This window comes from Achromobacter sp. UBA5777, assembly GCF_002418565.1.
Classification (GTDB): domain Bacteria; phylum Pseudomonadota; class Gammaproteobacteria; order Burkholderiales; family Burkholderiaceae_B; genus Achromobacter; species Achromobacter animicus.
Genome location: NZ_DIEJ01000058.1, coordinates 1 through 20,633, shown reverse-complemented (window position 1 = coordinate 20,633; position 20,633 = coordinate 1). Strand labels below are relative to the sequence as shown.

17 protein-coding genes are annotated in these 20,633 nt (G+C 67.5%); 8 read left to right on the top strand and 9 right to left on the bottom strand.

The window, feature by feature from the left end:
• Positions 1–83: 83 nt before the first annotated feature.
• Entirely contained in the window at positions 84–551 is a 468-nt protein-coding gene (locus B3446_RS03980) for an Lrp/AsnC family transcriptional regulator (protein ID WP_175121890.1), read from the top strand.
• Here the strand turns inward: B3446_RS03980 and B3446_RS03975 are convergent.
• Complete coding sequence (locus tag B3446_RS03975) at positions 548–1,039, bottom strand: glutathione peroxidase (RefSeq protein WP_191579408.1); 492 nt, start codon at positions 1,037–1,039, stop codon at positions 548–550. The two genes, B3446_RS03980 and B3446_RS03975, sit on opposite strands and share 4 nt — an antisense overlap.
• 159 nt (positions 1,040–1,198) lie before the next feature.
• On the opposite strand from B3446_RS03975, the gene B3446_RS03970 reads away from it, so the two are divergent.
• Positions 1,199–1,531, top strand: coding sequence for a tetratricopeptide repeat protein (locus B3446_RS03970; protein ID WP_291377385.1), 333 nt, complete (start codon positions 1,199–1,201; stop codon positions 1,529–1,531).
• On the opposite strand, the gene B3446_RS03965 is transcribed toward B3446_RS03970, so the two are convergent.
• Complete coding sequence (locus B3446_RS03965) at positions 1,521–2,543, bottom strand: PAS domain-containing protein (RefSeq protein WP_291377384.1); 1,023 nt, start codon at positions 2,541–2,543, stop codon at positions 1,521–1,523. The two genes, B3446_RS03970 and B3446_RS03965, sit on opposite strands and share 11 nt — an antisense overlap.
• Positions 2,544–2,720: 177 nt before the next feature.
• Positions 2,721–4,139, bottom strand: a complete 1,419-nt coding sequence (gene phrB, locus B3446_RS03960) for a deoxyribodipyrimidine photo-lyase (RefSeq protein WP_291377383.1) — start codon at positions 4,137–4,139, stop codon at positions 2,721–2,723.
• Between the two features lie 307 nt (positions 4,140–4,446).
• On the opposite strand from phrB, the gene B3446_RS03955 reads away from it, so the two are divergent.
• Complete coding sequence (locus B3446_RS03955) at positions 4,447–5,895, top strand: CoA transferase (protein ID WP_291377382.1); 1,449 nt, start codon at positions 4,447–4,449, stop codon at positions 5,893–5,895.
• Positions 5,896–5,935: 40 nt separating this feature from the next.
• Here B3446_RS03955 and B3446_RS03950 read toward each other — a convergent pair whose 3' ends face one another.
• The 4 genes from B3446_RS03950 to B3446_RS03935 form a co-directional block, all read right to left on the bottom strand.
• Complete coding sequence (locus tag B3446_RS03950) at positions 5,936–6,472, bottom strand: peroxiredoxin (protein ID WP_291377381.1); 537 nt, start codon at positions 6,470–6,472, stop codon at positions 5,936–5,938.
• Positions 6,473–6,548: 76 nt separating this feature from the next.
• Positions 6,549–8,039 (bottom strand): adenylate cyclase, encoded by a 1,491-nt coding sequence (locus tag B3446_RS03945; protein ID WP_409558292.1) that lies wholly within the window; start codon positions 8,037–8,039, stop codon positions 6,549–6,551.
• Positions 8,040–8,097: 58 nt separating this feature from the next.
• Positions 8,098–8,262 (bottom strand): hypothetical protein, encoded by a 165-nt coding sequence (locus B3446_RS03940; protein WP_191579401.1) that lies wholly within the window; start codon positions 8,260–8,262, stop codon positions 8,098–8,100.
• A 269-nt stretch (positions 8,263–8,531) separates the two neighbouring features.
• Positions 8,532–8,939, bottom strand: coding sequence for a DoxX family protein (locus B3446_RS03935; protein WP_191579400.1), 408 nt, complete (start codon positions 8,937–8,939; stop codon positions 8,532–8,534).
• Between the two features lie 348 nt (positions 8,940–9,287).
• Between B3446_RS03935 and B3446_RS03930 the strand changes: the two genes are divergently transcribed.
• From B3446_RS03930 to B3446_RS03920, 3 genes are read left to right on the top strand one after another with little or no spacing between them, the layout of a single operon-like run.
• The gene (locus B3446_RS03930; protein WP_291377379.1) at positions 9,288–10,679 is read left to right on the top strand and encodes an SWIM zinc finger family protein; all 1,392 of its coding nucleotides are present in this window, start codon (positions 9,288–9,290) and stop codon (positions 10,677–10,679) included.
• A complete protein-coding gene (locus B3446_RS03925) occupies positions 10,676–13,261 on the top strand; it encodes a DUF6493 family protein (protein ID WP_291377378.1) in 2,586 nt (861 codons plus the stop codon). The genes B3446_RS03930 and B3446_RS03925 overlap by 4 nt, the downstream gene beginning before the upstream one ends.
• Positions 13,262–13,269: 8 nt before the next feature.
• Positions 13,270–15,639, top strand: coding sequence for a DUF6493 family protein (locus B3446_RS03920; RefSeq protein WP_291377377.1), 2,370 nt, complete (start codon positions 13,270–13,272; stop codon positions 15,637–15,639).
• A 93-nt stretch (positions 15,640–15,732) separates the two neighbouring features.
• On the opposite strand, the gene dbpA is transcribed toward B3446_RS03920, so the two are convergent.
• Positions 15,733–17,121 carry an ATP-dependent RNA helicase DbpA gene (gene dbpA, locus B3446_RS03915; RefSeq protein ID WP_291377376.1) on the bottom strand — a complete coding sequence of 463 codons (1,389 nt, stop codon included), beginning with the start codon at positions 17,119–17,121 and terminating at the stop codon, positions 15,733–15,735.
• 146 nt (positions 17,122–17,267) lie between these two features.
• Here dbpA and B3446_RS03910 point away from each other — a divergent pair, with 146 nt between their 5' ends.
• Complete coding sequence (locus tag B3446_RS03910; protein ID WP_218343585.1) at positions 17,268–17,786, top strand: hypothetical protein; 519 nt, start codon at positions 17,268–17,270, stop codon at positions 17,784–17,786.
• 9 nt (positions 17,787–17,795) lie between these two features.
• On the opposite strand, the gene B3446_RS03905 is transcribed toward B3446_RS03910, so the two are convergent.
• Positions 17,796–18,554, bottom strand: a complete 759-nt coding sequence (locus B3446_RS03905) for an IclR family transcriptional regulator (RefSeq protein WP_175139204.1) — start codon at positions 18,552–18,554, stop codon at positions 17,796–17,798.
• A 161-nt stretch (positions 18,555–18,715) separates the two neighbouring features.
• Here B3446_RS03905 and xsc point away from each other — a divergent pair, with 161 nt between their 5' ends.
• Positions 18,716–20,527 (top strand): sulfoacetaldehyde acetyltransferase, encoded by a 1,812-nt coding sequence (gene xsc, locus B3446_RS03900; RefSeq protein WP_291377375.1) that lies wholly within the window; start codon positions 18,716–18,718, stop codon positions 20,525–20,527.
• Positions 20,528–20,633: the final 106 nt, after the last annotated feature.

Below are 20,633 nucleotides of genomic sequence, written 5' to 3'. Positions count from 1 at the left end.
AGAAATTATCCCAGGCGGTTCAATCCGCTTATATGATCTTGCCGTGGCACTTTCGCGATTCAACCTTGCTTTGGGTGGAATTTATGCAAAACGACCTAAAAAATGAAAGTCCGGTTCTGGATGGTATCGACCGCCGTCTGGTGGAGATGCTATCGGCCAATGCGCGCACCACCACGGCCGATCTGGCGCGGCAGGTCGGCATGTCCGCGCCGAGCGTCGCGGACCGCATGCGGCGGCTTGAAGAGTCGGGGGTGATTCGCGCGTACACGCTGGATGTGGATCCGGTGGCGCTGGGTTATACGCTGGAGGCCATTGTGCGCATCCGGCCGCTACCTGGGCAGTTACGCCACGTCGAGGGCCTGATCCAGCAGATTCCGGAATTCGTGGAGTGCGACAAGGTGACGGGCGATGACTGCTTCATCGCCCGCATGGTGCTCAGGTCGATCACGCATCTGGATGGCATATTGGAGCGCGTGACCGAATTTGCCGAGACCAACACCGCGATCGTCAAGACGCACACGGTGCGCAGGCGGCTGCCGCCGCTGCGTTAGACGGGCGCGGACAGGGCCTTCTCGATGTCCTCGCGCAGGCTGGCCGGCGTGTCGGTGGGCGCATACCGCTTGATGACGCGGCCGTCGCGCCCGACCAGGAACTTGGTGAAGTTCCACTTGATGCCTTCAGTGCCGAAGACGCCCGGCTTCTCGCCCTTGAGCCACTGGTACAGCGGGTGGGCGTTTGCGCCGTTGACGTCAATCTTGGCGAACAGCGGGAAAGTGATGTCGTACTGGGTGCTGCAGAAATTCTGGATCTCGGCCTCGTTGCCGGGCTCTTGGTGGCCGAACTGGTCGCACGGAAATCCCAGCACGGTCAGTCCGTCGTCGTGGAACGACCGGTAAAGATCCTCGAGGCCCGCATATTGCGGTGTGAATCCGCATTTGGACGCGACGTTCACCACCAGCAGCACGCGGCCGCGGTACGTTTCTAGAGACTGTTCCGTGCCGTCGATGGCGCGGGCGGAGAAATCATGGATCGTGCTCATGCGGGCTCCTGAAATCGGGCGTCCGGGCGCGGCGGCGCGGGCGCGGGGCAGAACCTGCGAGTGTAGCGCCGGACAACGGCGTGGGGGCTTTGGCGCTGCGAGGCCATGCCGGTTCTATGATGCGGTGTTGCTGAAGATCAGAGATGAGAGGAACCCCGCATGGAAGGAATGATCGAGCGGCTTGAGGCAATGCTGGCCAAGGGCACGGACAACCTGCTGCTGCGGTTTTCGCTGGGCAAGGCGTACGCCGAGCACGAACGCTTTGCCGAAGCGGCCGCGCATCTGCGCGCGGCACTGGCGTTTGATCCCACGTATTCCGTCGCCTGGAAATGGCTGGGCAAGGCTTGCCTTGGGCTGGGCGACAAGCCGGGTGCACGCGCCGCCTGGGAGTCCGGATTGCAGGCGGCTCAGGCGCGGGGCGACCAGCAGGTCGTCAAGGAGTTGCAGGTGTTCATCAAGCGCCTGGACAAGGACGCGGCCGCTAGCGCCTGAACGCGCCGGTGGCGGACACGCGGAACACTTCGATGGCGTGACGCAACCGGGCGCCATCGGTGCGCAGATTTTCCACGACCTGTGAGGCCAGCTCGACACGCGCGGCGTTGTCCTGCGCGGCGCTATCGGTTTCGGTGATCGTGCGGCTTACGGCGTCGATGCCGGCGTGCACGTCGCGGGTGATGCTGACGAGGCTCTTGCGCATGACTTCCAGGGAAAACTTAAGCTCGCCGATCTCGTCCTGGGGCAGGGTGCCGGGAAACGGCGTGCTCAGGTTGCCCGCCGCGATCTGGCGCGTGAAGTCGGTTGCCGAGCCCAGCAGCCGGGCGATGGACCGGGCAAAGCCCCAGCCCGCCGCAAAGATCAGGGCGACGCCGACCGCGGTCAACGCCGCGGCAAAGGCCAATCCCTCGGGGGGCAGGCGCGTGTGCAGACCGTAGATCGCCGCGCCCGCCGCGGCCAGGAAAAGAGAGGACGACAGCACCGCCCATGCCAGCATGCGGGCGCGCACGCCGGTCAGCCGTCCATGCGTCAACCGCGCCAGGATGCCGCGCAGCCCGGTGGGCTGGACCTGGCCGCCGTGCAGCCGGATGCCTGGCGCAGTGACGGTCCGCAGTCTGTCGTAGGCGGCTTGCGCGGCCTCGATCTGCGCGCGTGTCGGCTTGACGCGTACCGAGGCGTAGCAGACCGTCACGCCGCGCTCGATGATGGGCGTGACATTGGCAAGCACCCAATAAAAGCCGCCGTCCTTGCGGCGATTCTTGATCATGCCCGTCCACGGTTCGCCGCGCTGAATGGTGCGCCACAGGTCTTCGAAGGCGGCGGACGGCATGTCCGGGTGGCGGACGATGTTGTGAGGCGCGCCGACCAGTTCCTCGCGCGAGAAGCCGCTGACCTCGACAAAGGCCGGATTCGCATAGATGATCCGGCCGCGCGAATCGGTGCGGGAGATCAGGTATTGCTCGTCGCGTAGTACATATTCCCGGTCGTTGACCGGCTGATTGTTGCGCATGCGTCGCTCGTCCAGTGATGGGCGAGGGCATCATCGAGGACGGGCGCGGCGGGGGCAATGACGTACGTCAACGCCGCCAAAGGTTCAACGCCGCTTAGGGCTCGACGCCGCAGGGCTCAACGCCCTTCGTAGTTCAACGCCCCTCATAGTTCAACGCCCTTCATAGTTCAACGCCCCTCACGCGGCGGGCAGGTTGCCGAAGGCTTCCAGCGCGCGCAACCGGCTTTGCGCCAGGTCGACGATCGGCTCGGGATAGCCTGCGGCGGCGCGCTCCATCGGGTTGGGATCGTGGATCGCCTTGTCGTCCAGGTGCGCCAGCTCGGGCAGCCATTCGCGCAGGAACACGCCGCGTGGATCGAACCTGCGCGATTGCGACAGCGGATTGAAGACGCGGAAGTAAGGCACGGCGTCGGCGCCCGTCGAGGCGCTCCATTGCCAGCCGCCGTTGTTGGCGGCCAGGTCGCCGTCCACGAGCTGGCTCATGAACCAGGCTTCGCCCAGGCGCCAGTCGATCAGCAGGTTCTTGGACAGGAACATGGCCGTCACCATGCGCAGCCGGTTGTGCATCCAGCCCAACGCCAGCATCTGGCGCATGGCGGCGTCCACGATGGGAATGCCGGTCTTGCCCTGCTGCCAGGCCGCCAGGTCGTCGGGCGCGTCGCGCCACGGCACGGCGGCGGTTTCCGGCTTCATGGGCCGGTGCATGGACAGGGCGGGAAAGGCGGCCAGCAGGTGCTGGTAGAACTCGCGCCACAGCAATTCGTTGATCCAGGTGGCGGCGCCGGCCTTGCCGCTGTCGATTTCCCCCTGGTTGGCCGCCAGTGCGGCGCGTAGCGCCTGTCCCGGGGACAGGACGCCCGCGGCCAGGTAGGGCGACAGGCAGCTGGTCGCGGGCAGCGACGGGAAGTCGCGCTCGTCCTTGTACGCAAAGATGGCGTCGTCGGCAAAGGCGGCCAGCCGGTCGCTGGCCGCGGTTTCCCCTGCTGGCCACAACGCTCGCACCGCGTCGTTGGGGGCGTCGAACCCCTTGAACGATGCCGGCAGCGGATCGGACTGCCAGCGCGGCGGCGTCTGGGCGCGCGGCGCGGGGATGGGACGCAGCGGCGCGCTGCGCAGGCGTTCGCGGCAGGTGCGGGCGTAGGGCGTGTAGACGCGGTAGCACTCGCCCTTGCCGTTGAGCACGGTGCCGGGTCGCAGCAGCGTCGCGCCATGGTGCAGGGTCCAGTCGACACCGATGTCCGCCAGGGCGCTTGCGACCGCGTCGTCGCGGCGCCGCTCGTTGATGCCCCATTCGGCGTTGGCGTGGACCTGTTCGATGGCGTGCTCCTGGCAGAACCCGGCCAAGGCGCGCGGCGCGTGGCGCCAGTCGTCTACGGTCACCAGCTTCAGGGGAATGCCGGCTTGCGCCAGGTCGTTGGACAGCTCGCGCAGGTTGCGCAGCCAGAAATCCACCTTGGCCGGGGAGTCGCCATGTTGGCGCCACTGACCCGGGGCAGCCAGGAATAGGGCGGTGACCGTGCCGGCCTCGGCGGCCGCAGCCAGCGCGGCGTTGTCGTGCATGCGCAGGTCGGTGCGCAGCCAGAGCAGCGTATTCATCGGATGGGCTCCAGGAGACGGGCCGGGCAGGCGGACCGGCGAGGCTGCGATTCTATCCTGCGCCTGCGCCTGCCCCCGGCGGGCCGCGCTTGGAAGCCGATGTAAAAACTACGAGGAGATGTGACGGGTGTTGCGGTGCAACCCGCTGCGCCGGGCATGCGGGAGGGGCAGCGGTGAGCAGGCGTGCGGGAGGCCGGCGCGCCGGATTTTGCGGTCAAACCCCGAAACACGCTGGCGCGCGGGGCGTATTGACGCAGGGTGGGGCGCGCCATGTAATGCAAATAAACGACTAAAGCAGGCAAACGCTATGGGAAATCTGATGGACTTTCGCCCGTCCTTTCTGAAGGGACGCACACCCGCAGGCAAGACGACCCGGGATGTCTTGCAGAAGCTCTGGCAATCGGTCGATTTGCCGGGCGAGTCGCTGGAGCACGTGGTGCTGACGGGCGCCGACCCTGTTGTCCCATCCTCGTTCGCCGTGGGGACCGCCGCGCAGGCCAGCATGGCCGCCGCGGCGCTGGCCGCCGCAGAGGTCTGGCATCTGCGCGGCGGCGCGCGGCAGCAGGTCAGCGTCGACATGCTGCACGCGGCGCAGGAGTGCCGCAGCCACTTCACGATCAACGGGGTCACCCCCAACATCTGGGATCCCATTACGGGTGTCTATCGCTGCGGCGATGGCGGCTGGGTGCGCATCCACGCCAATTTCGCGCATCACCGAGACGGGGCGCTGGCGTTGCTGGGCTGCCCGACCGGCGACGGCGCGACGCGCGAGGCCGTCGAGCGCGCGCTGAGCCGCTGGAAGGCGCTGGATTTCGAGCAGGTTGCCGCCGACGCCGGCATGGTCGTGTCAGCCATGCGCTCTTTCGAGGAATGGGACCGCCACCCGCAAGGGCAGGCCGTCGCGGCGCAGCCGCTTCTGACCATCGAACGCATCGGCGAGGCCGACCCGCGCCCCCTGCCCAAGTACGCGCAGAACGCGCGTCCGTTGCAGGACATCCGTGTCCTGGACCTGACGCGCATCATCGCCGGTCCGGTGTGCGGCCGGGCGCTGGCGGCTTACGGCGCCGACGTCATGCTGGTCAACAGCCCGCAACTGCCCAACATCGACAACATCATCGACACCAGCCGCGGCAAGCTGTCTGTGCTGGCCGACCTGGACACGGCCGATGGGCGCATCGCGTTGGGCAACCTGCTGCGCAGCGCGCACATCTTTGTTCAGGGCTACCGGCCCGGCGGGATGTCCGCGCTGGGCTTCGGTCCGCAGGATGCGGCGCGCATCCGGCCCGGCATTGTCTACGTGTCGTTGAACGCCTATGGCACCACGGGTCCGTGGGCGAACCGCCGTGGTTTCGATTCCCTGGTGCAGACGGCCACGGGCTTCAACCACGCGGAAGCGCTGGCGGCCGGCCAAGCGGCGCCCAAAGCGTTGCCCATGCAGATCCTGGATCATGCGTCCGGTTATCTGATGGCGTTCGGCGCGCAGGTGGCGCTGGCGCGTCAGGCGACCGAAGGCGGCAGCTGGCACGTGCGCGTGTCGCTCGCCCAGACGGCGCACTGGCTGCGCGGCCTGGGCCGGGTGGACGGCGGGTTGGACTGTGCGATGCCTGGATTTGACGGCCTGATGGAGACGTCGCCGTCAGGCTTTGGTGAACTGGTCGCCGTGCGCCATGCCGCGCGCTTCTCGGAGACGCCGGCGCGCTGGATTCGGCCGTCCAGCCCCCCGGGTACGCACCCGACAGTCTGGCCGTTCAATTAAGGCAGGCAGGTGGCGCGCGTCCTGGATGCGCGCCGCCGTCTTACTGCTTCGCCTTCCAGTCCCGGAGGGCCCGCATCGTGTTCGTCACGTGCGATTCGGGGCTCATGTCCGTGAATTCATACAGGATTTTGCCTTCCGGTGAGATCACGTACGACACGCGCTGCGCATACTCGGGCCGCCTGTCGTGTACAGCGTCATACGCCTTCATCACCTTGCCGTCGCTGTCTGCCGCGACGGCAAATTTGTTGCGGCATTCGCTGACGGAAAACTTCTTGAGCGTGTCGATGTTGTCGGTGGAGACGCCGACGACGGTGGCGCCCAGCGACTTGTATTCGTCGGTGGCTTCGGCAAAGTTGTGGGCTTCGATGGTGCAGCCCTGCGTGAATGCCGCCGGAAAGAAATACAGCACCACGGGGCCTTGCTTGAGCGCTTCCTTCAGCTTGAACGTGTACTCGTTGCCGCCCAGCGAGGCGGGCACGCTGAAGTCCGGCGCGGGTGCGCCCACGGGAAGTGTCGCGTGCGCCGACGTCCCGGCCAACAGGCCGCAGACCAGGATCCAGGGGGCAATGCGCTTCATGGGTGTCTCCTATCGGGACCGCGGAAATGCCGCGGCAAGCTGCCTACTGTAGCGGCGAGGCGCACGAGGGTCCAGTTCAGCCGCCATCAGGTCCGCGCCCGTTGCCCTTGAGCTGGTCGCGCACGGAGGGCGGGCGGGATTGCTGCGCATCCCGTTGCTGCTGTTGGCGAGCCTGCTGGGCCTGTTGATCACGCTGTTGTTGCTGTCGGGTCTGAATCAGCTGTTGCTGCTGCTGTTGGCGGGCTTGCTGAGACTGCTGATCGCGTTGCTGTTGCTGTCTGGATTGCTGGAGCAACTGCTGTTGATCGCGTTGCCGCTCCTGCCGCGATTGTTGCTCGTGCTCCTGCCGGTCGCGCGCCATCTGCCTGGCCCGGTCATCGCGATCACGCTGCTGGCGCGCCTGTTGTTCCTGTTGCCGCCGATCGCGCAGATCCTGCTGGTTCTGTTGGTCACGCTGCAATTGCTCGCGAGCCCGCTGGTCCCGCATCTGCTGCTGCCTGAGCTGCTGTTGGGCCTGGGCGTCGTTCTGCAGGCGATTGCGGTTGTCCTGCTCACGGACCTGTTGCTGCCGCCGCTGGTCGTCCTTCAGTTGATCGCGGACGAGCTGGTCACGGGCCTGCTGGTCACGGACCTGCTGTTGGCGGTCCTGCGGCAGGCGCTCCTGCGGCCGACCGTCGCGCCCGCGATCATCCGTCAGCCCCAAACTCCGCTGGACGGCGGCGGGGCCGCTGTCGGGCCGGCCTTGCGCATTCCTGCCATCCCGACCTGGTCTGCCGTTGTCAGCATGATCCAGGTACGCCTGAGGCGGCCGTCCCTTGTTGTGTTCGTAGAACTGCGCACGGTTGCCGCCCGCATCGCGCACGTAGCCGCGTTGCACATCCGTGGGGCCGGAATGGCGGTCGCGGCGCGCGGCCAATTCACGCGGGTCGGCGTTGCGACGCACACCTTGAGGTCCGCCGTGATAGCTGACACGGCGGTTGTCCACATTGTTGACGATGATGTCGCGGTGGTAGACGTTGGTCACGCGCGTAACGTTCACGTTCGTCACGGACCGGTTGTAGTAGAAGCGGTCGCGCTTCCAGTAGCCGCCGACATACCCCAGGCCGGTATAGCCGAAGCCATAGTTGATGCCGCCGTAAAAGCCCACATGCGGCCCCCAGTAGCCCGGGTTCCAGAGATACACGCCGTTGGAAAAGCCCCAGTAGCCGGGCGTCCAGAGCGCGCCCTGATACGGCGCCAACACCCACGCGCCCGGAACCCAGAAAAAGCCGTAGCGGTTGCGGCTCCAGTAGCCGGGTACCCACATATAACCATCGGCCGGGGCGGGCGGTTGCACGTAGACGGGCAAGGGCGGGGGCGGTTCGGGACTGCGGTCGACCAATGCGAGGTTGGCGTTGGCGGGGTCGCCGTCGTCGTAGCCGGGCTGATAAGCGGATGGTGCCGGCGCCTGCTGCGTGGAATAGACGTTCGCGCCGGATGGAGCCGGCGCCTGCTGTGTGGAATAGACGTTCTGCGCGGCGGCGGCCGCGCTGGCCGCCAGGAGCGCAGCAGTGGCCAGGGGGCGCAAGCGGGCGATCTGGAAGGATGGGCTCATGAGAATGTCCTTTGCGCAGCAGGTCCGCGGGTCAATAGCCGCGATAGTAATAATGCGGGGCGGGATACGCCGGGTAGTAATAATGCGGCGTGTAATAGACCGGCGCGGGCCGGTAGTAGGCCGGCCGGGCCGGCACAACCACGCAGCCGCTCAGGGCACTGGCCATCGCTATCAACAACAACACAAGCTTCTTCATTTTCGGCTCCCGCCGGGCGCAAGGCGCGAGATACGCCTTTCCTGCGCTCATAGGGATTAGGCCACGGCCGCGGGGTCGAGTTCGGGACTGTAATCGTTCCGAAACAGCTTTCGCGTGACCAGTGATTGCGCCTGCGTGACGGTCGATGTCGTTCGTATCAATGTCTGCGAAAACGCGTGATTTGCGTCGCAAAAAGAAAGGGACCGCGTGATGCGGTCCCCCTGTTGCCTTGATCGCCCGCGGCAATGTGCGGCGGGCGGGACGTGAGGTCAGTTCCAGCGTCCGCCGTTGCCGGCCAGGCTGAAACGGCCGGCGCCCATGAAGGCAATGGCCAGTCCGGTGAAAAGGAACATGCCTTGCAGTTCCAGCGCCCAACCGCCGTTGTTGGTCATGCTGCCGATTTGGCCGGCGTGCGCAAGCAGGATGGCGACAAGCATGTTGATGGCGATGATCAGACCGCCGAGGCGGGTGTAGACGCCGATGATCAGCAGGACAGGAGCAATGATTTCGCCCACGTAGACGCCGTAGGCCAGGAACCCGGGCAAGCCGTGGGAGGACAGCATGCCGCTGATTCCGCCGACGCCGCCGCCGGTCAGTTTGGCCAGGCCGTGGAGCAGAATCAGAATACCGAGGGTCAGGCGCAGGATCAGCTTGCCGGTGTCATCGGACTTGATCATGGTGAGTTTCTCTTTTGTTGGTTAAGGGGGACAGTGCGCGAGTTGGAACGCACCGCTTGCCTTTGGTTCCGTACCCGCCGCACATTCGAAAAATCCAGCATACGGGCGTGCAGGCGGCGCCATTATGGCAAAGCCGGTGCAAAACCCACAAGCTTTGCGCGCAGTCGGTGACCGGGCGCCTGCCCAGGCCAGTTAAGATGTGTCCCCAATGAACAAGCAGCTGAAAGTCTCATTGGCGCAGACCCCCTACGGCAGGCGTGCGCCCCAGCCAGATCGCCCGTATTCGTCCGTGCTTTTGATGGCAAAGGATCTGTGCCGCGTCCCGCCGCGCTCCAGGAGCCACGAAGCATGACGGAGCTGGCCTATGCCTATCTTGCCCCCTCCGACATCGCCCAGCGGCAGGGCCAGGCCGACCTGAACCTGGCCACCAGCGGCGGTCGTGCGCCGTCGGGCGCGGTGGCCCATCCCTTCTTCTTTTCCGGATTCGTCGCGCAGCCCGCCGTGGTGGCGCAAGCGCTGTTGATGCTGGCGCGGGTGGCGCGCACGCGCTTCTACGTGCCGCCAAACACGCTGGCGGCGGTGCTGCGGGCGGCCGATCCAGTTGTGACGTCCACGCCCGAGGGCCTGCGCTTCGAGTCTTTCAGCGTGTGCTGCGGCGTGTATGCGCGCCTGGACGTGGACGCCGCGGCGCTGGACGCCACGCACGTCGCGGCAGGCGTCACCAACGTGGACGTGAATCCGCCGTTGCGCCAGGCGCTGGCGGGGCTGCGCCTGTCGGAGCCCCTGCACCTGAACGTGGGTAGCGATGCGTTGCGGGTGACGACGCAGGCGGGTGAGATCGTCGAAGAGAAGGTGCCGCTGCCCGCACGCTGGCTCAAAGGCTTTGCCGAGACGCAGATGCTGTCGGCGGACATGGCGTGCCGCCACGCGCTGACGGGGCCGGCCTTGCGTCAGTTCGTGCAGGCCTTGCCGCGGTCGTCGGCGACCAAGACCGTGATGTGGGCGACGCAGGCTGCCCGTTCGCTACGGCTGGCCACGCAGGCCACGCCCGGCGCGGTCTGCGTGGCGGGACCGGAACGGCTGCGCGTCCTGGAACCCTTGCTGCGACATGCCACGGCGCTGCGCGCGTATGGGGCCGATGTGGCGGCAGGGGCGTTGCCGCTAGCCAGCGCCTGGGTGCTGGAGTTGCCGGGTGCGCGGGTCACGCTGGGCCTCAGCCCGGAGAAATCGCGCGGATTCTCGGGCGAGGGGGCGGTGCTGCATCGGGTCGCGGGCGCAGATGCGAATGAGGATGCGGCGTTCGTATCGACGCTGCTGGCTTTCGAGCCGCGCATCGATATTGCGCGGCTGGCCAAGCGGGCTCTGCTGCCGGAATCGCAGATCCTGTCCGCGCTGAGCGTGCTGGCGTCTTCCGGCCAGGTGGGCTTCGATCTGGCGGCCGGCGCGTATTTCCATCGGCCGCTGCCGGTGCAGGCGGGGCTGCTCGATACGCTGCATCCGCGGCTTGCCGACGCACGCAAGCTGGTGGCCGGCGGTGGCGTCCAGCGGGAAGGCGAGGGGCAGTACTCCGTGCAGTCGGCGCAGCAGCGCTACCAGGTTGCGCTGGGCGCCGAGCCTGTCCTGGACCGCTGCACCTGCCCCTGGCACGCCAGATATCAAGGCACGCGCGGGCCCTGCAAGCACACGCTGGCCGTACGCATGTTTCTTGACCCGCTTAATGCATCTGGAGCCGACGCATGACCCTCTGCCTGACCGAACGCCGTGCGGCGCTGCGCGAGGCCGCCGCCGGCGGCGACGCGGCGGATATTGCGTCTTTTGCGCGCGCACTGGATGGCGCGAACGAAGAGGATCGCGCCGCGCTGGCCAAGACCTTGCCGCCATCCCGCCTGTTCAGCGCGGAAGGTCCCACGCCCCGGGCGTGCTTTGTGTTGGCGGCGTTGGGCAAGCCCAAGCTCGCGGCGGAAACGCTGGCGCCCGCGGACATGGTGCGCAAGCGCGAAAATGCCGGGCGACACGCCGAGATGGCGCCGGCTGTCACCGACGCCGCGGCCGGCCGGGACGCGCCGTGGCGCGCCGCGTTTGTCGAGCTGCTGGCGGAGCAGCGCTGGTGGGCCGAGGATCTGGCCTGGCCGGTATGCCACGCGCTGGTCCGGTTGGACGGCGATGCGCCGTTATCCATGCCGTATCTGCGCTGTTTCGTGCAACAGGTCAGCGCCATCGGCGGGGACGGACAGCTGGACGCGGATCATGGCAAGTGCATGGCCGCCTATCTGCAGGCCAACCCCGATCAGATCGAGCGCGAGTTCTGGGCACTGTTCCGGGTTGAGGGCATGGGCGCCGATTACCTGCTCATGGAGCGCACCGGGCCCGCCTGGGACGCCGCCGTCCTCACGCTTTGCCACGACAACCCCGCGTTCCGCGACCGCCTGCTCGCCGAATCGTTGGAAGCGCTGCTGCGCGATTTTCCAGCGAAGACCATTGCGTGGTATTTGCGCATGCATCGCCTGGCCGATCCGGCCGCGCACGAGATCGCGGCCCGCCAGCACACGTACTTTGCCTTGCTGGGCACAGCGCCCAGCACGGCGGTCGGACTGGCGCTGGACATGCTCAAGCGCGCCACCGGACAGTTGGATGTGGACGCGATGATCGAGGCCGGGTCCGCCGTTCTGACCCGTTCGGAAAAGAAACTCGTCAAGGCCCAGCTCGGGCTGTTTGCGGCGCTAAAGACAGATGCCGGCCAGCAGGATCGCGTCTCGCGGATCGTGGGCGACGCGCTGGACGGCATGCCGTTGGACCTGGCGTCGATGGCGCGCAAGCTGGTGACGCCATCCCGCGAAACGCAACCGGCCGAGGCCAGCGGTCAGGCGCATGGTCAAGCGCGCGCCAAGGTTGGCGGCGACTGTGCATCGCAGGCGATCACGATGCCGGCGCCGCGCCGCATGCCGCTGCCGGATCTCCCCGAGCAAGCGCCCGGCATCTGCGGCGACGAGGAATTGCACGCGCTGATCGCGGCGCAGTTCGAGGGCACCGGGCACGGCGCCGACTTGCCGCGAATCTTCGATTACCTGGCCGTCCGTCCGCACCAATCGTTGCCTGAAGCATTGCAACACCGCGCCGCCGAGATCATCGAGTCGGTGTGGGAGGAACGCGACGCGTCGCCGCGCCGCCTGCTGGCCGCCGCGCTGCTGGGCCGGGAAAACGTCAGTTTTCGAGGCTATGCCCGGTACGTCGTGGCCATCGCGGGTAAGCCGGATCCCGTCGGCGTGGCATTGCAGGAACAAACGGTCTCCAGCAGCCGCTACGACGCAGAGACTGGCGACTGGAAGGCCGATGAAACCTGGACTTCCCGCTGGGGCTACCAATATCTGCCGACGCATTCGCCGCTGGCCTTGCTGGCCGGCGTCTTTCACGACCTGCGGTCGAGCCGGGCGCAGGGCACGCCGTTCCGCCCGCCGGTGGCCGTCCCCGCGCAGCGCGTCGTGTGGGAGCGCGTGCTTGCCGAGCCGGGTGATGGCACGTTTTCGCGAGACCTGGCCGTGTTGGGCGATGGCGCCAAGCCGTTCTGGATGGCGACAGACGCTGCCGCCTCTGCATCGCTGGCCCTCGATGTCGCGGACGTGCCCGCCGAATTCACTTTCCGCGCCCAGGAGGCGCGCGAGCAGGATGGCTACGACCAGGTCGTGCAATGGACGGCCTGGCTGCTGCAATCCAACCCCGACACGCTGGCCGCGCACTTCCATCCGATGTTGTGCGCGGCGGTGCAGGTCATCAACGTGCGCGGCCTGGGGCCGCTGCTGACGGCGCTGGGCGCGTCCCGGTTGCCGCCCGGCGAGCCCGTGTACTCGGCCTTGGCGCTGGCCGCATCGGCAAAGATGGCCGAACAGCGGGCGCAGGCGGCTGAGGCAATCGCGCGGCTGGCCGACGCCGGTTTACTGGACCCCGCGCCGTTCGCTGCGCAGATCGCGGCGCATCTGGCGCAGGGTTTCGCGTTGGCCGGACGGCTGGCGCAGACGCTGGCCGACGCCGCCTCAATCAGCGCGATCAGCGGCTGCCGCGCGCTCCAGACGCTGGAGTCGCTGCTGCCGCAATTGCTCGATGCCCAAGGCAAGCCGCTGGCCCAGGCCGGCAAGCTCATCGAGCTGGCCGCGCGCCTGTCGGACGACTACGGTATGCCGATCACTTTGCCCGCCACGCTGGCGGCGCGACGCAAGGGCGCGTCGGTGCTGGCGGTGACCCTGCGCAGTCTGGAAGCCGTCGCGCCGCGCGTGACGCCGTTGGCCACAACCGCCGCTGCCGCCGCGCAGCGGTCTCTCGAAGGATAGCCACTCGCATGACCCCCTACAAAAACCTGTGGGACTTCTACCGCGATACGGCGCGGCTGGTCGAGGAGGGCGCGACGTTGCGCACGCTGTACGACGCCATGCTGGGCGTGCAGTCGGAAGACATGCGCGCGGTGCAGGCCTCGCCCAAGCGCTTGCGCGAGATGGCGCAGGGCTGGTCCCAGCGCCCGAATTTTTTGCCGATCCGCCTGAACGAGCTGTTCAACGGACTGCAGGTCGACCCGACGGATGACTACGTGCTGGCGATGGTCGGCGGACTGGGCGGACGGCAGGAACAGGAAGTGCGCCTCTTCATGCTGCGCCACGATCACGCGCTGCGCGATGGGGCGTTCTGGCGGATCTTCGAGGTGGAGGGCGGCGGCGAGATCTCGCTGGCGAACATCGACAAGTTCTCGCGTGAGGAATTGAACTGGCACAACACGGTCGTGCTGCTGGCCAACGAAGGCACGCTGGACCGTCGCCGTGTGCTGCGCAGCTGCCTGGAGGCGCTCAACCGGGATTTCTCCGCCTATCGCGCCGGCTGGTTCTCGCGTCTGTACGCCACACTGGCCCCCGCGCCCGACGAGGCGGCGGCGGACCAGTCGCTGCTTCGCCATTGTCTGGGTTCGCCGATCACGGCCACGGTCGCGCTGGCCGTGAAGCAGTTCGAAGCCCTGCACAAGCAGGGTCTGCTGGACGCCGCGCCCTTTGTGGAGGCCTGCGGAGGCGCTTTCTCGGGATCGAAGGCTGCGGCGGTGTCTGTGGTGCGCATCCTTGAGGCGCTGGGCGCGCAGGCGCGTGCCGAACCCGCATCCGTGGCGCAGGCGCTGGCCATGGGTCTCGCGCATCCGCATGCCGACGTGCAGCGGGCGGCGGTGAAGGCCCTTGCGAAGCTGGGGCGGACAGACCTGGCGCAGCAGCAGCGCGACGCGCTGGCGCCGGCGGTGGCCGTCCTGCTGCCGGATGGGGCCGCGGAAGGCGCCCATGCGCATCTCCCTTCAAACCTATCGACCGGCTTGCCCTCGCCCGCGCCGCTGCGCCCGTGGACCGACGCTGACGCCCTTGAACGCTATGCGGTGCTGCTGGAAGCGCCCGCCGACGTGCTGGAATTCGAGCTGGCGCTGGCGTGGCTGGCAACGTCCGGACAAGTGGCTGCCACTGTCGCGCCCTTGGCCAAGCGCGCTCACCAACTGGCAGAGCGCGACGCCCAGCACTACGCGGCGGCGCTGCTGCTGGCGGCGCACGATCCCAAGGCCCCATTCCTGCCGCAAAAGTATTGGCAGAAAACCACGAGCCAGGTCGTCAACGGCGAGTGGGTGTATGAGAACGTGGGCGAACCCCAGCCGCTGCCGAGCGCCGAGCAATCCTCCTTGCTGCCCAGCTTCATTACCCGCCTGCGCGAGGTAGCCGGGATCGTTCAGGGCAGGGCGCCGCGCCGGCCGCTGCTGGCCACGCCCACCGACACGCAGGGCTGGATCGACGCCGATGTCCTGATGGCCCGATTCGCGGCAGGCAGGGACAGCGGCGCGCCGCTCCCGGTGGATCTCGTGCAGGCCTTGCTGCGCGTACATCCCGAGGACCGCGCGAGGGTGGTCGAGGCGACCGGCGGCGCAGGGCCGCAGATCACCGATTCGGTGCGGATCGAGTGGCGCAGTCGCGGATCGAGCGCCTTGAAGGCCGATGGCTCGCCGCAGTGGGTGTGGTGGAGTCCGGTGGTCCATGCCGAGCCCGCCGAGGCGCCGACGGCCACGCAGCCGGCGCTGATTCCATCAGGCCCGCCGCAGCACCAGGAAGGCGTCGACGCCCACGCACTGGTCTGCGCCGAACTCGGCCTGGCCCATCCGGCATCGACCCTGCCGCTGGCCGCGGCCAGCGTGGGGATCATGAACGGGGCAGCGGGCGATGAGGCCGAGCATCGGGCGCCTGCCGTCCTGCGCGTCCTGGCCGTGCATCCGGGCGTCTGGCAGCCGGAAACGGTCCAGTTGCTGGCCCAGGGAATGTCGGCCAAGCAGGCCGAGGTGCGCGCGCAAGCGGTGGAAGTCTTTGCCGCCGCGATCCCGCACCGCGTGGACGCGGCGGATGCGGCGCAGGCCTACGCTGCCTGCGCGCCGGCGATCGTACTCACGCGCTGGGCGGCGTCCTTCACCGACGCGGCGACGCTGGCGCCCGCCGCCGTCATCGCCGTGCTGGGCAGCCTGCTGCCCCGCCTGGACCCCAAGGCGCGCGGTATCGGATCGTTGCTCACGGTGCTGCTGGATGAGTCGTTGCGCCATGCGCATCCTGTCGCGGATGCGGATCTGCGCGGCTGGCTGGCGGGTTTTACCGGCACGTCCGCCGCCGCCAAGGCCGCCAAGGCACTGTTGGCGCTGAAGACGCCATAGCGGGACCGGCCGGCGTCAGCGCCGCCGTCGCTCGCGGGCGGAAAGAACGTCAAGGCGTATGCCCGCGTTCAATCCGCGTCGGCAGCCATGCGCTCAGAACTCCTCCAGAAAGCGCATGCGAAAGCGCCGTCCCTTGATGTTGCTGTTGGAAATGCGCGAGAACGCCTGCTTGGCGATCTGCCGGTCCAGGGCCACGTACGAGTTGAACTCGGTGATGTTGATCTTGCCGACCTGCTCGAACGTCAGGCCGCCGTCGCCGGTCAGCGCGCCCAGCAGGTCGCCGGGACGCAGTTTGTCCTTCTTTCCGCCCTGGATGCTCAGCGTGACCATGGGCGCGCGAAGCGGGCGGTCGGCCTTGGGGCGCAGCGATTTGAGGTCGGCCCACTTCAGCGGCGCGCCCTGGTATTGCTCGATCAGGTTGGCCCAGCGCATCTCTTCGGGCGAACACAGGCTGAGCGCCAGCCCCTTCTGATCGCCACGGCCGCTGCGGCCGATGCGGTGCACGTGGACCTCGGTGTCCTTGGTCACGTCCACGTTGATCACCGCGCCCAGGTTCTGGATGTCCAGCCCGCGCGCGGCCACGTCGGTGGCGACCAGCACGGCGCAACTCTGGTTGGCGAACTGGATCAGGATTTCGTCGCGTTCGCGCTGTTCCAGGTCGCCGTTCAGCGCCTGGGCGCTGATGCCTTCGGCCTGCAGACGTTCCACCAGATCGTGGCTGCGGATTTTGGTGTTGCAGAAAGCCAGCGTAGAGACCGGCCGGAAATGCGCCAGCAGCTTCGCCGCCGCGTCCAGGCGTTCGCCTTCGTTGATTTCGTAGAAGATCTGCTCGATGCGGCTGGCGTCGTGCTGCGCCTCGACCTTGACCTCGGCCGGGTTGCGCAGAAAGCGCGCGCTGAGCTTGCGGATGTTGTCGGGGTAGGTCGCCGAGAACAGTAGCGTCTGGCGCTTGGCCGGGCAGTGCGAGGCGATGGCGACGATGTCGTCGTAAAAGCCCATGTCCACCATGCGGTCGGCTTCGTCCAGGACCAGGGTGTTCAGTCCCGACAGGTCCAGGCTGCCGCGTTCCAGGTGGTCCTGGATCCGGCCAGGCGTGCCCACCACGAGATGCGTGCCGCGGGCCAGCGATTCGGCCTGCGGCCGGGCTGCGGCGCCGCCGCACAGCGTCAGGATCTTGACGTTGGGAATCAGGCGCGCCAGCCGCCGCAGTTCTTGGGCGACCTGGTCGGCCAGTTCGCGCGTGGGGCAGACCACCAGCCCTTGCGGCGCCAGCCGGTTCACGTCCAGGTTTTGCAACACGCCCAGTCCGAACGCGGCAGTCTTGCCGCTGCCGGTCTTGGCCTGCGCGATCACGTCGCGCCGTTCAAGAATCAGCGGCAGGGCCTGCGCCTGGATCGGTGTCATCTGTTCGAAACCCAGGGTTTTCAGGTTTTCAAGCAGGGGCGGCAGGAGGGGGAGGGAGGAGAAGGCGGTGTCGGTCACGGCGAGGCGGATCCCGCAAGGGATCGGAAAAAGGCTGAGTTGCGCGTTAGTGTAAAGCCTGAGTCGGTATGATCTGGCGACGGGCGTGGCCGGCTGCGGGGCGGGCCTGACCCGATCACAACAAGCAATCGACGTCAGGGTGGATCATGTTCGACAAATTGAAGGCGCTACGGGAAGGCGCAGCCGTCAAGGCAAAGGCGCTGACCAGCCGTACGGCAGGCGCGCTCGAAAGTTCAAAAGCCCAATTGGGCGAGGCCGCGGCGAGTGCGCGGGCCAAGAGCCTTGAGCTGGCGGGCGCCACCGCGGAAAGGGGGCGTGAACTGGCGGGCGCCACGGCGGAAAAGGGCCGGGAATTGGCCGGCGCCACGGCGGAAAAAGGCAGCGCGCTTGTCGAGCAGCACTGGCAGACCATCGAGCGCGTGACGGTCGACGGCCTGCTCAGCGTGTCGGCCGAAAAGCTCAAGGACGATGCGATGGTCAAGGACGTGCTGGAGCGCGCCTACGAGGCGCTGCCCACCGTCATCAGGCTGGTCCTGCCCCGGGAACGGTACCTGGAAATCGTCATCCAGAAGAAACAGCCGCTGCTTGCAAAGATTGAAGGGGCACGTAACCGCCGTCAGGAGCGCGCGCAATCGGGCGCCGCAAACAAGGACCGCGACGGCTGATTCGCACCGTTACGCGGACGCCTCATACGTCCCCGCCAGCGCCCGCGCCGCCTCCTGCATCCGCGGCAGCCACGCCCGGGCGCCATCGATCGACAGCCTGGCTACCGGCGCGTGCAGCGCCACGGCCGCGATCGCCCGCGATCCATGCAGAATGGGCACCGCCATGCAGACGATGCCCAGCAGGAATTCTTCCCGGTCGAAGCTGGCGCCTTCCTTCTTGATGACCCGCAGCTCTTCTTCCAGCGACGCCACGTCGCACAGCGTGTTGGGCGTGTAGCGCGGTAGTTGCGCGGCGGCCAGCATGCGTTGGCGGGTTTCGCGGCGCATGTAGGCCAGGAACAGTTTGCCGCTCGCCGAACAGTGCAGCGGCACGCGCGAACCGGATTGCAGGTTCACGCGCAGGGGCCAGGCCGTTTCCACGCGGTCCAGGTAGATGACCTCGTCGCCGTCGAGCATGGTGCAGTTGCAGGTCTCGCCGATTTCGTCGACCAGGCTGTCCAGGATGCGATGGCGCTCGCCGCGCAAAGGCGAATTGAGCAGCGTGTCGCGGGCCAGCGCACCCAGGCGCGGGCCACTGACATAGCTTTTACCGGCGGGCTCCCGCAGCAGCATGCCGGCATCGACCAGACGCGACAGAATCCGAAGCACGGAGGGTTTGGGCAGGCCGGTGGCCTCGGTCAGCTCGGCCAGCGACACGGGCTGGGCCGAGCGCGCCACCTGTTCGAGCAAGGTCAGCGCGCGCAGGGCGGCGGAGGATTCGTCTTTCATCTTTCAATAATTGAGATTTCAGCGATCGGCTGCCCATCCTCGCACAGAAACTGCAGAAAATGGAACGCCCGGGGGTGGGAAGCCGCGGGTTTCTGGCGCAGTATCGGATCACACCGGCCAATCAGCAATCGGACAAGCGCCGGCACGCGAGGAGAGAGACCATGAGCAGCAAGCAACACATGACCCCCAGCGAAGCGTTTGTCGAGACGCTGGTCGCGCAGGGCGTCAAGGATGTTTTCGGCATCGTCGGTTCGGCCTTCATGGATGCGCTGGACCTGTTTCCCGCAGCCGGCATACGCTTTGTGCCGACGGTGCACGAGCAGGGCGCGGCGCACATGGCCGACGGCTATTCGCGCGTGACCGGCCGGCACGGCGTGTGCATTGCACAAAACGGCCCCGGCATCACCAACTTCGTGACCGGCGTGGCGGCCGCCTACTGGGCGCACAGCCCGGTCGTGGCGATCACCCCCGAGACCGGCACGGCGGGCATGGGGCTGGGCGGTTTCCAGGAGACCGAGCAGCTTCCGATCTTTTCGCGCATCACCAAATACCAGGCGCACGTGAACCGGCCGGACCGCATGGCGGAATTCACCGCCAAGGCGTTCGACAATGCGATGGCCGAGCGTGGCCCGGCGCAGCTGAACATTCCGCGCGACTATTTCTACGGCGAGATCGACGTGGCCATCCCGGAGCCGCGCCGCATCCGCCGCGGGCCGGGGTCCGAAGAGGATCTGGAAGCCGCGGCGCGCATGCTGGCCGAGGCGAAGTTCCCGGTCATCGTGGCAGGCGGCGGCGTGCTGTTCTCGGAGGGCCAGGCCGAATGCGTGGCGCTGGCCGAGCTGCTGGGCGCGCCTGTCGTCACCAGCTATCTGCACAACGACGCCTTCCCGGCCAGTCATCCGCTGTGGTGCGGCCCGCTGGGTTACCAGGGCGCGAAGGCGGGCATGAAGCTCTTGTCGCAGGCGGACGTGGTGCTGGCGCTGGGCACGCGGTTGGGGCCCTTCGGCACCTTGCCGCAGCACGGCCTGGAATACTGGCCGCAGAATGCGCGCATCATCCAGGTCGACGCCGACCACCGCATGCTGGGCCTGGTGCGTCCGGTGTCGGTGGGCATTTGCGGCGACGCCAAGCCGGCCGCAGCCGCGTTGACCGCCCGATTGCAGGCACGCGATGTCGCCTGCACGCGCACCAAGGAAGGACGCGCCGGCGAGATCGCCGCCCAGAAGGCCGAGTGGGAACAGGAGCTGGACAGCTGGTCGCACGAGCGCGACGACTGGAGTCTGGACATCATCGAGCAGGGCGGCGGCCGCATGCACCCGCGCCGCATGCTGCGCGAGCTGGAACGCGCGATGCCCAAGCACGTGATGGTGTCCACCGACATCGGCAACATCTGCTCGGTGTCCAACAGCTATCTGCGCTTTGACGAGCCCAATTCCATGCTCGCGGCCATGAGCTTCGGCAATTGCGGCTATGCGCTGCCCGCGCTGATCGGCGCCAAGCTTGGCCGGCCCGACCGCCCGGCGGTGGCCTACGTGGGCGACGGCGCGTGGTGCATGAGCTTCCAGGAATTGCTGACCTGCGTGCGCGAGCAGATTCCGGTGACCGCGGTGGTGTTTCACAACGGCCAGTGGGGCGCCGAGAAAAAGAACCAGGTGGACTTCTACGGCCGCCGTTTCGTCGGCAGCAACCTGCTCAATCCGAATTTCTCGGAGCTGGCGCGGGCCATGGGCGCCGAAGGCATCCGCGTGGAACATGCGGACCAGGTCGGCGCGGCGTTGCAGGCCGCGTGCCAGGCGCAGCTGGAAGGCAAGACGACCGTGCTGGAAATGATGGTCAGCCAGGAATTGGGCGATCCGTTCCGTCGCGACGCGCTCAAGCAGCCGGTGCGCTTCCTGGACAAGTACCGCAAGTATGTGAACCAGCCGTTCCAGGCCGGCGAGGTGCCGCTGCCGATCGAACCGGTCGGACGCTGACCGGCGCGCGCGGCGCGGATCGGGGCGAGTTCTGTCGCCCGGATCCGCGCCGGTCATTCACCCGGCCGCCGCACGCGCGGCCGCGGCAGGAGCGAAGACATGGCTT

Bases quoted from the DNA above. Each gene is read 5' to 3' on its own strand.
- B3446_RS03980 (WP_175121890.1), top strand. From the start codon at position 84: ATGCAAAACGACCTAAAAAATGAAAGTCCGGTTCTGGATGGTATCGAC.
- B3446_RS03975 (WP_191579408.1), bottom strand. From the start codon at position 1,039: ATGAGCACGATCCATGATTTCTCCGCCCGCGCCATCGACGGCACGGAA.
- B3446_RS03970 (WP_291377385.1), top strand. From the start codon at position 1,199: ATGGAAGGAATGATCGAGCGGCTTGAGGCAATGCTGGCCAAGGGCACG.
- B3446_RS03965 (WP_291377384.1), bottom strand. From the start codon at position 2,543: ATGCGCAACAATCAGCCGGTCAACGACCGGGAATATGTACTACGCGAC.
- phrB (WP_291377383.1), bottom strand. From the start codon at position 4,139: ATGAATACGCTGCTCTGGCTGCGCACCGACCTGCGCATGCACGACAAC.
- B3446_RS03955 (WP_291377382.1), top strand. From the start codon at position 4,447: ATGGGAAATCTGATGGACTTTCGCCCGTCCTTTCTGAAGGGACGCACA.
- B3446_RS03950 (WP_291377381.1), bottom strand. From the start codon at position 6,472: ATGAAGCGCATTGCCCCCTGGATCCTGGTCTGCGGCCTGTTGGCCGGG.
- B3446_RS03940 (WP_191579401.1), bottom strand. From the start codon at position 8,262: ATGAAGAAGCTTGTGTTGTTGTTGATAGCGATGGCCAGTGCCCTGAGC.
- B3446_RS03935 (WP_191579400.1), bottom strand. From the start codon at position 8,939: ATGATCAAGTCCGATGACACCGGCAAGCTGATCCTGCGCCTGACCCTC.
- B3446_RS03930 (WP_291377379.1), top strand. From the start codon at position 9,288: ATGACGGAGCTGGCCTATGCCTATCTTGCCCCCTCCGACATCGCCCAG.
- B3446_RS03925 (WP_291377378.1), top strand. From the start codon at position 10,676: ATGACCCTCTGCCTGACCGAACGCCGTGCGGCGCTGCGCGAGGCCGCC.
- B3446_RS03920 (WP_291377377.1), top strand. From the start codon at position 13,270: ATGACCCCCTACAAAAACCTGTGGGACTTCTACCGCGATACGGCGCGG.
- B3446_RS03910 (WP_218343585.1), top strand. From the start codon at position 17,268: ATGTTCGACAAATTGAAGGCGCTACGGGAAGGCGCAGCCGTCAAGGCA.
- B3446_RS03905 (WP_175139204.1), bottom strand. From the start codon at position 18,554: ATGAAAGACGAATCCTCCGCCGCCCTGCGCGCGCTGACCTTGCTCGAA.
- xsc (WP_291377375.1), top strand. From the start codon at position 18,716: ATGAGCAGCAAGCAACACATGACCCCCAGCGAAGCGTTTGTCGAGACG.